Origin of the sequence: uncultured Abyssibacter sp. (genome assembly GCF_964000955.1) — a bacterium.
Classification (GTDB): Bacteria; Pseudomonadota; Gammaproteobacteria; order Nevskiales; family OUC007; genus Abyssibacter.
In genome coordinates this window covers 1-11,488 of record NZ_CAXFCL010000227.1, presented here as the reverse complement: position 1 = coordinate 11,488, position 11,488 = coordinate 1, and the positions used below count along the sequence as shown (strand labels likewise).

Here is an 11,488-nt window from a genome sequence, read left to right as displayed (position 1 = left end):
TGGCCGGGCGTGATGACCAAGCTGATGGCCTGCCCGCCGACCTGCGGCGCCGCAGCGGCGATCATCTGCTCGCGGGACTACGCCAAGCGCCACGGACTGGACGATGGCGTGCGCATCCGCGCCCAGGCGATGACCACCGACACCGCGGTCACCTTCGACGCCGCCGACATGCGCGAGCTGGTCGGCTTCAGCATGGCGAAGACCGCCGCCGACACCGTCTACGAGGCCGCCGGCATCGGTCCGGACGATGTCGACGTGGTCGAGCTGCACGACTGCTTCGCCCATAACGAGCTGATCAGCTATGAGGCGCTGGGACTTTGCGGGCGTGGCCAGGCCGAACAGTTCGTCGTCGACGGCGACAACACCTACGGCGGCAAGGTCGTCACCAACCCCTCCGGCGGCCTGCTGTCCAAGGGACATCCGCTGGGCGCGACTGGCCTCGCGCAGTGCACCGAACTGGTCAAGCAGCTGCGCGGTCAGGCCGAAGCCCGACAGGTCGACGGCGCCAGACTCGCGCTGCAACACAACCTGGGTCTGGGCGGCGCCTGCGTCGTGACACTCTACGAGCGGACCTAGGCGCGTCGACGATCCGGACGGGCAGCCGCCAACGATGCCCTCCGGATCGCGTTCATTCCAGGCCTCAGGCCATCCGGCTGATGGTCTTGCGGAAACGGGCCAGGGAGAACACGAACAGCAACCCGCCGATCACGGTGATCGCCAGCATCTGCGGCCAGACCGCCTCCACGCCCGCCGCACGATAAAGCACCGCCTGTGACGCGGAGACAAAGTGTGATGTCGGCGCTGCCGACATCACCATTTGCACGAACTGCGGCATGCTCTCGAATGGCGTCGAGCCACCGGACAGCATCTGTAGCGGGATGATGGTCAGCACCATCAGCAACGCGAACTGCGGCATGCCGCGGGACACGGTTGCCATGAAGATCCCCATGGACGTGGTCGCGAACAGATGCAGCAAGGCGATGAGCAGGAACAATGCGATCGACCCCTCGATCGGCACCTGCAGGGCGGCGCGAACGACCAGCGTCAGTGACAGGAATGCGGCCAGCAGCACCACGCCCGCCGTCGCCCAGACCTTCGCCACCATGATCTGCAACGGCGTCACCGGCATGACCAGCAGATGCTCGATGGTCCCGTGCTCCCGCTCTCGGATCAGGGCCGCGCCGGCCAGGATGATCGACAGCAGCGTGACGTTGTCGATGATCTGCATCAGCGCGCCAAACCAGGCTTCCGTGAGATTCGGATTGAAGCGGGCTCGCAACACCAGCTCCACCGGTGCCGTCGACACCCCGTCGCGGTAGCGGCTGACAAACCCCGTCACCTCGTCGTTGACGATGCGCGACACGTAGCCACTGCCGGTGAAGGCCTGCGACATGCGCGTGGCGTCGACATTGAGCTGGACCGCCGGCGCGCGACCGGCCAGTACGTCGCGCTGAAATCCCGCCGGTATCGTCAGCGCGAAGGTGAACAGGCCCGCATCCATGCCCGAATCAACATCGTTCACCGTAATCATCGACGGCGGCAGGAAATGGGGCGGATAAAACGCCTGGGCAATGCGCTGGGACAGCGGTGAGCGGTCCTCGTCCACGATCGCGATCGGCGCCAGATTGAGAGACTCCGGCATCGCCGTCGCCGAGGTGTAAACCGACAGGGAGAACGTGTAGATGATCAGGATCAGCATCACCGGATCACGCCGCAGACTCCACAGTTCCTTGACGCCAAGCCGGTAGACGTTGGACAGGTAACCGCGCATCAGCGGGCCTGCTTGCGCAGCAACAGCGTCGCGGCGACCAGGATCACCGGCACCGAGGCCATGATCGGATAAACCGCGAAGCCCAGATCGGCGAAACCCAGCGCCTTGCTGAACACGCCTCGGCTGACCATGACCATGTAGGTCGCCGGATAGAACTCGCCGATATGCCGCCCCACACCCTCCAGTGACGAAACCGGCGTGATGATCCCGGAAAACTGCACGACGGGGATCATGGAACCGATCATCGTGGCGAAGATCGCCGCGAGCTGGCTGTTGGTGAACGTGGACGCGAACAGTCCGAAGCCGGTCGCGAAGGCGATGTAGGCGAGTGAACAAATCGCCAGCAGGAGAAAACTGCCCTTCAGGGGGACACCGAAGATCGTCACCGCCGCCAGCGTCAGCAGCAGGAAGTTCAGCATGCCGAGCACGATGTACGGAACCTGCTTGCCCAGCAGAAACTCCAGGCGGCTCACCGGCGTGACGTACAGATTGATGATGGACCCGAGCTCCTTCTCGCGGACGACGGACAACGCCGTCAGCATCGCCGGAATCATCATCAGCAGCATCGGGATAACCGCGGGCACCATCGCCTGGAGACTTTCCACGTCGGGGTTGTAGCGGTAGCGGATCTCCACCTCGACACTCGGGGTCGGCGTAACGCCCAGTTGGGCGCGAACCATCTGCGCCAACCAGGTCTGATGCATGCCCTGCACGTAGCCGCTGGCCGTCTCCGCGCGCGCGGGCATCGATCCGTCCACCCAGGCCGCGATCTGAACCTGGTCGCCACGTCGGAGGTCACGCCCGAAGTTCGGGGGGATCTCGATCGCCAGCGACAGCTCGCCGTTGCGCATGCGCCGGTCCATGTCGGCGTGGTCCCGGATCGGATCGCGCTCGATGAAGTAACGCGACCCCGCGAGGTTGAGCACGTAGTCCCGGCTGGTGCCGGAACGGTCGTGGTCCAGCACCGCGAAGGTCAGGTTGTCGACATCCATGCTGATGCCGTAACCCATGATGAACATCAGGATCAGGCTGCCCACCAGCGCCAGCGTCGCGCGGACCGGATCGCGCTGGAGCTCCAGCGCCTCACGGCTCGAGTAGCTGAGCACGCGCATCAGACTGAAGCCGCGACGTCGGCCGCCGCCCTCGTCCGGTGCCGAGGTCTCCGCCGCCAGAACCGGTGCGGCGGCATCGGGTGCGTGACGCTCGCCCACCGCCTCCTCCAGGTAGCTGATGAAGGCGGCCTCCAGCGACGCCGAACCACGCTGGCGCACCAGCTCTGCCGGCTCGTCGGTGACGAGGACCTTGCCCGCATGCATGAGCGAGATGCGGTCGCAACGCGTCGCCTCGTTCATGAAATGCGTGGAGATGAAGATGGTGACCTTGTCCTTGCGGGCCAGATCGATCATCAGACGCCAGAACGCATCGCGCGCGATCGGATCGACCCCGGATGTCGGCTCGTCGAGAATCAGCAGCTCCGGCTTGTGCACCATGGCCACCGCTAGGGACAGGCGCTGGCGGATGCCCAGCGGCAGCGCATCCGGAAGCTTGTCCAGCACCGATGCCAGATCGAAGCGCTCGACCATCTCGTCGACACGCGCCGGAATCTGCTCCGCGGGCACGTGATAAAGCCGGGCGTGCAGCACCAGGTTCTGCCGCACGGTCAGCTCCGAATAAAGCGAGAACGCCTGCGACATGTAGCCGACGCGCCGGCGCGTTCCGATGTCGCTGGAATCAACCGCCTGGCCGAACAGCCAGGCCTCGCCCTCACTGGCGTCGAGCAGGCCGGTCAGCATTTTCATCGTCGTCGACTTGCCACAACCGTTGGAGCCGAGAAACCCGAAGATCTCGCCTCGGCGAATCCGGAAACTGGCGTGGTCGACCGCGGTGAAGTTGCCGAAACGCATGGTCAGGTCGCGGGCCTCGATGGCAACGATCTCGTCGTCACCCACCTCCAGCGGCGGCACGATCACCTCGCGATGCCCCTGGCGCACGGTCTCCGGCAACAGCGCGATGAAGGCCGCTTCCAGGGTGTTCGTTCCGGTCTGCGCATGCAGTTCGGCCGGTGTGCCCGTTGCCAGCACCCGCCCCGCATTCATCGCAACCAGCCAGTCGAAGCGCTCCGCCTCCTCCATGTAGGCGGTGGCGACCACGACGGACATCCCGGGCCGCGCCTGACGAATCCGCGTGATCAGGTCCCAGAACTGGTTGCGCGACAGCGGGTCCACCCCGGTCGTCGGCTCATCGAGAATCAGCAGGTCGGGATCGTGGATCAGCGCGCAGCACAATCCGAGTTTCTGCTTCATGCCGCCGGACAGCTTGCCGGCGGGGCGGTCCAGAAACGACTGCAACCCGGTCGCGGTGCACAACTCGTCGATGCGGCGACGGCGTTCGGCCGGACCGTGCCCGAACAGCCGCCCGAAGAACTGGAGGTTCTCCTCCACGGACAGCGAGGGATACAGATTCTTGCCCAGCCCCTGAGGCATGTAGGCGATGTGCGGGCAGACCCGGTCGCGGTGGCGCGTATCGCCGATGTCGCCGTCCAGCACCGTCACCGTTCCGGTCTGCACCGCGCGCGCGCCGGCAATCAGCGATAGCAGGCTGGACTTGCCGACGCCGTCCGGCCCGATCAGACCGACCATGCAGCCAGGCGGTATGTCCAGATCAATGCCATCGAGCGCGACCGTCTTGCGGTAGCGCAAACCGACACCGCGCAACCGGGCGACCGACGTCGTGACGGTATCGCTCATTCAGGCTGACGCAGCGTCAGCTCCGGCGGCCAGTCGACGCCGTCATCGAGCTTGAGCCAGGCCACACCGGGCAGGCCGGTCTTCACCATCTCCATGTGTCGCAGCAGCAGCTCGCGGTCGATGGTCGCCTTGACGCGAAACATGAGCTTTTGCCGTTCGCTCTGGGTTTCGACCGTCTTCGGTGTGAATTGCGCCGTGCTGGCGACGAAGGTGACCTTCGCCGGAATCGGGTACCGCGGCGCGGCATCCAGCACGATGCGAACCTCCTGCCCCAGCGCAACACGCCCCACGATGGTTTCCGGCAGGAAGAAGGTCATGTAAACGTCGCTCAGGTCCACCAGGTTGAGCACCTTGCCCCCCGCTCCCACAACCTCGCCGGGCTGGGCGATCTGGTACTGAACGCGTCCGTCGCGCGGCGACTTGAGCTGGCTGTCGAGCAGATCCGCCTCGATCCGCGCGACCGTGGCGCGCGCGGCGCTGGCCGCCGACCGGGCACCGACCACCTCGGACTCCGCCGCCTTGATCGCGGCCTCGCCCGCGGTCACCTGGGCCCGGGCGGCTCGCAGGGTCGCCTCGGCGCGACGCACGGTGGCACGGTCGTCATCCAGTTGCTGCTCGGAGGTGGCGCCGTCGGAAACCAGCGATTCGGTCCGCCTCAGCCGGCGCCGGGCGGCGTCCAGTTCGGCCTCGCGCTGGACCACGACCGCCTCGTAGGCCGCCAGCTCGCTCCGGCGGACCGCGACCAGTGCCTCGGCGCTGCGCACCGCGTTCTCCGCCTGCTCGAAACGCGCCCTCGCCTCATCCTTCTGCGCCTCCAGCGTGTCGATCTGCATCTGCGCGAGCACCTGTCCGGCCTTCACGAATTCGCCATCCGAGACATAGACGTCGACGATGCGCCCGCCAAGCTTAGCCGCGACATCGATCTCGGTCGCCTCGATGCGGCCGTTGCCGCTGACGAACCCGTCGCCGTACCCCGCCGCCTGGGTGTTCTTCCATGCGAAGTACCCCACCGCGCCGACGGCCAGCATCAGCACGACGATGATGAGCTTGTTCTTCCGGAGAAAATTCATGGTCGTCTGCCGCCTATTGAATCGGGGTTGCGTCCAGGCCCTGCGCACCACCACCCAGCGCAGCATAAAGCTGCACCCGGCTGGACAGCAGCGCACGACGCGTCTCCACCAGTTGCTGATCGGATGACAGCAAGGCCAGTTCCGCGTCCAGCACTTCGAGATACGGCGTGGCGCCGGCCTCGTAGCGCAGCTTGGCCAGTCGCGCGCGTTCGGCCTGGGCCTCGCGGGTCTGCATGCGGATGTCGACCAGATCACTCAGCCAGTGCCGGGCGACCAGCGCGTCCGCCACCTCGCGAAACGCGGTTTGCACGGTTTTCTCGTAGCTGGCGACCGCGATGTTCTTGCGCACCTCCGCCAGATCCAGATTGGCCTGGCGCCGGCCGGCGTCGAAGATCGGCAGCGAAATGCTGGGCGAGAACCCCCAGGACTCGCTCCCGCCCTCGAACAGACCTTCCAGCTCGGCGCTGGCCGTGCCGTAGGACCCGGTCAGCGTCACGCGTGGGAAGAAGGCCGCGCGCGCCGCACCGATGTTCGCATTCGCGGCGCGCAGCCTGTGCTCCGCGGCCACGATGTCCGGACGCTGCAGCAACACCTCGGAGGGCAAGCCCACACGCAGTTCCTCCATGACGCTGCGATCGTCCAGCCGGGTGTCGCGCGGCAGCGTCTCGACCGGCGCACCGGCCAGCAGATTCAGCGCATTGAGTTGCGCCGCGCGCGAGCGCGCGAGCTGGGCTTCCAGCGCGCGGGCCTGCGCCAGCAGGCTCTCGACCTGCGCGACTTCCAGACGGGACACCGCCCCGACCTCGTAGCGCCGCCGGAAGATCCGCAGGGACTCGCCGTAGTTCTCCACCGAGTGGCTAGCCAGCGCCAGTCGCTCGTCGAGCTCGCGCAAAACCAGGTAAGCATCGGCCACCTGCGCGATCAGGCTGATCGTGGCCGCCTGCCTGGCGGAATCGGTGGCGAGAAAATCCTGCAACGCGGATTCGCGCAAACTGCGCAGGCGGCCCCAGAAGTCCAGCTCCCAGGCCGGAACGTTAAGCCCGACCTCGAACTGGCTGCTGACAACCGACCGGCCGGTCGGGCTCAGATCGCCCGGCGTCCGGCCACGGGTCTCGGCAGCGGCCGCCCCCAGCGTGGGAAACCGGTCGGCCCGGGTGATGCCGTAGGCCGCCTGGGCCTCTTCAACGCGGAGGATCGCGACGCGAAGATCGCGGTTGTTCTCCAACGCCTGCGCGATTACGTCCCGCAGTTGCGGGTCGGTGAAATAGGCACGCCAGCCCGTGTCGACCAGCGTCGCGCTGGTGCCTTCCGGGCCCGCCGGCACGGCGTAGCCGGACACGGGATTGGTGGGCCGCTCGTAGTCCGGCGCGAGTGTGGTGCAAGCGGTTAGCGCGGCGCTCCCGGCCGCCAACAGCCAGGACAGCCTCGGCCGGTATGGACAAGACACGAACGTTCTCCCGATCCGGGACGTACCCCATGTCCTTCAGCATAGGCCGGGGTCTCCAGCGCGTTCAACGCATGGGTTCAATTGACCTGCCGGATCGGGATCGACCGGCCCCGACCTGAAGCGTCGGGACCGGTGCCTCGGGACTCAGTTCCCCGTGACCGTCAGCTCGGTTCGCCGGTTCAGATCCCGGCCTTCCTCGGTGCCGTTGTCGGCGACCGGCTGGCTTTCGCCATAGCCGGTGGCGGTCATCCTATCCGGCGACACTCCACGGTCGACCAGATAACGCAGCACCGCCTGGGCACGTGCCTCGGACAGGGTCTGGTTATAGGACTCCGCACCCTTGGAGTCGGTATGCCCGGCCAGTTCCACGGTGACATCGGGATAGGCATTCAGCTCGGCGGCGACCGCATCGAGAATGGTTCTGGCGTTGGGGGTCAGCACCGACTTATCGAACTCGAAGTTCACGCCGCGCAACACGATCACGTCACCGGGACCGCAACCGTTGAGCGACAGGCGCTCACCCGGTTTCGGTGTATGGCATTCGTTGACTTCGTCGTTGTCGGTCGCCGCCTCGCAGCCGGTGTCCTCCGGATAGTCGATCAGGCCGTCGGCGTCGTTGTCGATGCCGTCATCGCACTGCGGCGGTCCGGATTCGTCATTGTCATCCGGAGACTCGCAACCCTTGTCACCCGGATAGTCCTGCACGCCGTCACCATCGTTGTCGATGCCATCGGAACAGATCGCGACCGGCTCGATGACCTGCAGCGGTTCGGGTTCCGGCTCCGGCGGCAGCGGCCGCAGGCCGATCGGCAGTTGCAGACCCACACGGTAGATGCTGTCCGCCATGCCGGACTTGTCGTACTCGATGGAGCCGTCGTTCTCCTGGCCGTTGTTGTGGCGGAACCGGGCGTCGGCGCGGATGCCGAAGTCGTAGCGGCCGATGCTGAGCGGGAGCACGTAACCCAGGCCCGCCTCGATGTGCATGCCCTCGTACTCCGACCCGGTCATCCCCTGTTCGTCGGTGCTCATTTCGCCGATGCCGAAGGACACGAAGGCATTGGGCAGCAACCCGGCAAGGTAGGCCACGCCCCGCAGCGTCAGACCCGCCATGTCGGTGGTCTCGCCGTTGTCCCGGTCCAGCTCACTGAACGTGCCGTCCAGTTCCAAGGCAAAGATCTCGGAGAAACGGTAGCCAACACCGATGTCGTAGCCGACGCCGTCGTCCAGCAAGCGCTGACCATCCGGTTGGGTATACGACAGCATAGGCACGACGTAGAACCCGTCCTTGAACGGAGAGGGCTGGTTGTCGCTCTGCCCCAGACCTGTCGAACTGAAGACCGCCAGCAGAATGCCCGCGCTCCAACGCATCGTTTTACTTGTTGTCATCGTCCCCTCCACTGGGCTCGATTGTCTGTTCCGGTGACACGCCATCGCCGTCGTCGCGACCCAGTCAGCCACCTCGCATGGCACGTTCACGCTCGACCTCCTGATTCACGAAAGCGACCCATCGGGTGGCCTGGTCTCGATAGTCCGAATACGCCGCGGCTTCCTTGAAGGCCTGGCGGGCCGGACCGTAGCGCTTGAGGTTGTAGTGGGCCGTGCCGATCTGCATGTAGGCGCTGCCCGGACGTTCCAGCCCGCCGATCGAAAGCGCCTGTTCGAAGGCATCGACGGCGGCAGCCCAGTCGTACAACGCGATCTGCGCCTGCCCGAGATAGACATACTGGCGGGCATCGCCGGACAGTTCGGCGGCGCGCTCCAGCACCGGAATCTGCTGCTCGTATTCCTTGGCCAGCGCCATCGCCTGAGCCAGCAATTGCAGGTTCTCGGCGTTCGCCTCCACCATGCCGGAGCGCATCGCGTCCCGGATGACATCAATCGCCGGGTACGGCGCGTCCTCGGCCATGTACAGCCGCGCCATGTTGAGGACATCGGACTCCGACTCGAGCATCCCGGCGCGGTAGGCGGCGTGCATCACCGCGAGCTGCGCCTCCTGCAACTGCATCAGTCCGAGCATGCCGGCGAGCTGCTTGTAGTAGTTCGGGCTGGGCCAGCCGGCGATCAGCTCGCCGAGCACCCGCGAGGCCTTGGCGTAGTCACCCTGCTCGTAGTAGATCGCCCGGAGCAACGCCAGCCACTGTTCGCGGGGCGCCTGCTCGCGGCGCTTGGCCTCCTGCAACGCCGCGATCGCGGCGGGCGCGGCGGCGTCGTAGTCACCAAGCTGGTAATAAGCCTGAGCCTGGAGCATGTGCGCTTCGGGCCGGACCGACTCCACCTGCTGCATCCACTGATCCAGCACCCGCACCGACAGCGCATAGTCCTCGCGGACGAAGTAGAGCTGGGCCAGACGGAACAGCGAGTTGTTGCGAAGCTGCTCGGGCACGCCCTCGCCCAGACGCAAGATGCTCTTGTAGTCCTCGATGGTCCGGTCGATCTGCTCCTGCTCGTAGTGCACGGCGGCGTAGAAGTTGTAGACCTGCGCCTGCTCGTAATTGTTGAGCCCGTCCGCCTTCGCCAGCAGTTCGTCGAGAATCGATGCCGCCTTCGCGAGGTCCTTGGCGTCCAGCGCCTCCTGGGCGGCGGTGATCTTTTCGTACACCGCCGGAGACAGCTTCTCGGTCTTCCTGGTCGTACGCGGCTTGCGCTGGTCGTCGTCCTTCTGCGCAAGCCCCGGCGTCGGCATGAGAACCAGCGCCAGCGTGATGATCAGGAGTTGCGGCCAGTGCTTCATGGCTAGTCATCCAGCTTGAAGGTAATGAGATGCTCGACGCCGCGGACGACCTGTGGCTTGCCGTTGATGACGCGGGGCTTGTACTTGAAGCGCTCCACCGCCTTCTTGGCCGCCGAGTCGAAGACGCCCGACGGCTCGGCGTCGATCACCTCCGGGTCGATCACGCTGCCGGTCTCGGTCACGGTGAAGGTCAGCAGCACCCAGCCCTCGATCCCGCGCGTCTGCGCGCGTCTCGGGTACACCGGCGCCACCTTCACGATCGGCAGGTACTCGCCGTCCGAGGCCGACAGCCCGGCGCTGGTGTCCACCGCCAGGTCGCTGTCCACCGACATCGCCCCGATGTTCACGGTGTTGCCCTGCGGCTTCACCGTCTGCGTCTGCACCTGCGGCGTCTTCGGCGCGATCTGCGGCTTGTCCGGCTTCTCCGGCTTGGGCTGCTCGGTGCGCAGCTGCGGCGGGTTGGGGACGCGGACAAAGTCGACGATGCGCCCGGCCGGCGCTTCGGTCAGCGCGTTCTTGCCCGCCGCCACCAGCACGGACATCAGCCAGTACAGCAGAAAGGTCATCAGCAACCCGATGGCCACGCCGATCAGCAGACGCACGAGCCCGTGCGTCCAGTGCGCCCGCAGCACGTCGTCGATGGCGCTGGCGGGCAGTGCTTCGCTGGTTGTGGTGCTCATCCGCCCTGCCCCCTAGTTGGATGCGATGGAGACGTTGTAGACGCCGGCCTTGCGCGCCGCGTCCATCACGGTGATCAGCCGCTCGTTGGCCGAGTCGTCCTCGGCCTGGATCACCACCGCACCTTTCGGGTTCTCGGCATGCAGGCGCTTGATGTTGGCGGTCAGCGCGCCCGCATCCACCGGACGCCGGTTGATGAAGAGCTGGCCGTCAGCGGCAATGCTGACGAGGATGTTCTTGACCTCGTCCTTCTTCGGCGGCTGATTGCTCTGCGGCGGTCGGTTGACGTCAAAGCCGGCCTCCTTGACGAAGCTGGCGGTGACGATGAAGAAGATGAGCATGATGAAGACGACGTCGAGCATCGGCGTCAGGTCGATCTCGGAGTCGACGGCGTCGTCATCGCCCTCGCTGAGAAAATCCCTCATGCCGGGACCTCCTCGTCGTGCTCGGTCACCAGGTGGTCGGCCAGGTGTTCCATCCGCCGCTTGGCCTGCCATTCCAGCCAGTAGATGGCGAAGACACCGGACAAGGCCCCGACCATGCCGGCCATGGTCGGCACGGTGGCCTTGGCCACGCCGTCGGCCATCAGCCGCGGGTTGCCCATGCCGGCCGCGGCCATGACGTCAAACACGGCGATCATGCCGGTGACGGTGCCGAGCAGCCCCAGCAAGGGGCAGATGGCGACCACGGTCTTGACGGTGTTGATGTAGGCCCGGGTCTGCTGGCGCATGGCGTTGAGCAGGGCCAGGCGGATCTTGTGCGCCTGCCAGCTGTGGTGGTCGGATCGGGCCTCCCACAGCGCCCGCACCCGTTTGGCCTTGCCGGGATAACGCACGTAGAAGAACAGCGCCCGCTCGACGATGCAGCCCCACATGATGAAGATCGCCGCGGCGATCAGCAGCAGCACGTCGCCGCCCAGGATCAGGAAGTTGGTGACCTGGAAGACGACGTCGGAGACGAAAAAGGTCAAGCCTTCCATGCTAGGCGGCCTTGTCCTGCACGGCCCGGGCTTCCATGCGCTCGGCGATCAGCCCGGCGGTCTGG

At 66.1% G+C, this 11,488-nt stretch carries 9 protein-coding genes and 1 pseudogene; 1 reads left to right on the top strand and 9 read right to left on the bottom strand.

The genetic code is table 11. The annotated features are described in order from the left end of the window. Window positions 1-576: pseudogene (locus tag ABNS06_RS11100) on the top strand (hypothetical protein); the annotation flags it as partial. Window positions 577-640: 64 nt separating this feature from the next. On the opposite strand, the gene ABNS06_RS11095 reads toward ABNS06_RS11100, so the two are convergent. The 9 genes from ABNS06_RS11095 to ABNS06_RS11055 form a co-directional block, all read right to left on the bottom strand. Then, on the bottom strand, window positions 641-1,774 hold the full coding sequence (locus tag ABNS06_RS11095) for an ABC transporter permease (RefSeq protein ID WP_348674662.1): 1,134 nt from the start codon (window positions 1,772-1,774) through the stop codon (window positions 641-643). Beyond that, on the bottom strand, window positions 1,771-4,518 hold the full coding sequence (gene rbbA, locus ABNS06_RS11090; protein ID WP_348674661.1) for a ribosome-associated ATPase/putative transporter RbbA: 2,748 nt from the start codon (window positions 4,516-4,518) through the stop codon (window positions 1,771-1,773). The genes ABNS06_RS11095 and rbbA overlap by 4 nt, the downstream gene beginning before the upstream one ends. Next, on the bottom strand, window positions 4,515-5,588 hold the full coding sequence (locus tag ABNS06_RS11085; RefSeq protein WP_348674660.1) for an HlyD family efflux transporter periplasmic adaptor subunit: 1,074 nt from the start codon (window positions 5,586-5,588) through the stop codon (window positions 4,515-4,517). The genes rbbA and ABNS06_RS11085 overlap by 4 nt, the downstream gene beginning before the upstream one ends. Window positions 5,589-5,601: 13 nt before the next feature. Then, complete coding sequence (locus ABNS06_RS11080) at window positions 5,602-6,999, bottom strand: efflux transporter outer membrane subunit (RefSeq protein WP_348674659.1); 1,398 nt, start codon at window positions 6,997-6,999, stop codon at window positions 5,602-5,604. Window positions 7,000-7,179: 180 nt separating this feature from the next. Beyond that, entirely contained in the window at window positions 7,180-8,421 is a 1,242-nt protein-coding gene (locus ABNS06_RS11075; RefSeq protein ID WP_348674658.1) for an OmpA family protein, read from the bottom strand. 64 nt (window positions 8,422-8,485) lie between these two features. After that, window positions 8,486-9,766, bottom strand: coding sequence for a tetratricopeptide repeat protein (locus ABNS06_RS11070; protein ID WP_348674657.1), 1,281 nt, complete (start codon window positions 9,764-9,766; stop codon window positions 8,486-8,488). Between the two features lie 2 nt (window positions 9,767-9,768). After that, window positions 9,769-10,446, bottom strand: a complete 678-nt coding sequence (locus ABNS06_RS11065) for an energy transducer TonB (RefSeq protein WP_348674656.1) — start codon at window positions 10,444-10,446, stop codon at window positions 9,769-9,771. Between the two features lie 12 nt (window positions 10,447-10,458). Then, window positions 10,459-10,869 carry a biopolymer transporter ExbD gene (locus tag ABNS06_RS11060; RefSeq protein ID WP_348674655.1) on the bottom strand — a complete coding sequence of 137 codons (411 nt, stop codon included), beginning with the start codon at window positions 10,867-10,869 and terminating at the stop codon, window positions 10,459-10,461. Continuing rightward, complete coding sequence (locus ABNS06_RS11055) at window positions 10,866-11,423, bottom strand: MotA/TolQ/ExbB proton channel family protein (RefSeq protein WP_348674654.1); 558 nt, start codon at window positions 11,421-11,423, stop codon at window positions 10,866-10,868. Before ABNS06_RS11055 ends, ABNS06_RS11060 begins: the two co-directional genes overlap by 4 nt. Window positions 11,424-11,488: the final 65 nt, after the last annotated feature.

Excerpts from the sequence above, each read along its gene's own strand:
- rbbA (WP_348674661.1), bottom strand. The coding sequence starts at position 4,518 with ATGAGCGATACCGTCACGACGTCGGTCGCCCGGTTGCGCGGTGTCGGT.
- ABNS06_RS11085 (WP_348674660.1), bottom strand. The coding sequence starts at position 5,588 with ATGAATTTTCTCCGGAAGAACAAGCTCATCATCGTCGTGCTGATGCTG.
- ABNS06_RS11075 (WP_348674658.1), bottom strand. The coding sequence starts at position 8,421 with ATGACAACAAGTAAAACGATGCGTTGGAGCGCGGGCATTCTGCTGGCG.
- ABNS06_RS11070 (WP_348674657.1), bottom strand. The coding sequence starts at position 9,766 with ATGAAGCACTGGCCGCAACTCCTGATCATCACGCTGGCGCTGGTTCTC.
- ABNS06_RS11065 (WP_348674656.1), bottom strand. The coding sequence starts at position 10,446 with ATGAGCACCACAACCAGCGAAGCACTGCCCGCCAGCGCCATCGACGAC.
- ABNS06_RS11060 (WP_348674655.1), bottom strand. The coding sequence starts at position 10,869 with ATGAGGGATTTTCTCAGCGAGGGCGATGACGACGCCGTCGACTCCGAG.
- ABNS06_RS11055 (WP_348674654.1), bottom strand. The coding sequence starts at position 11,423 with ATGGAAGGCTTGACCTTTTTCGTCTCCGACGTCGTCTTCCAGGTCACC.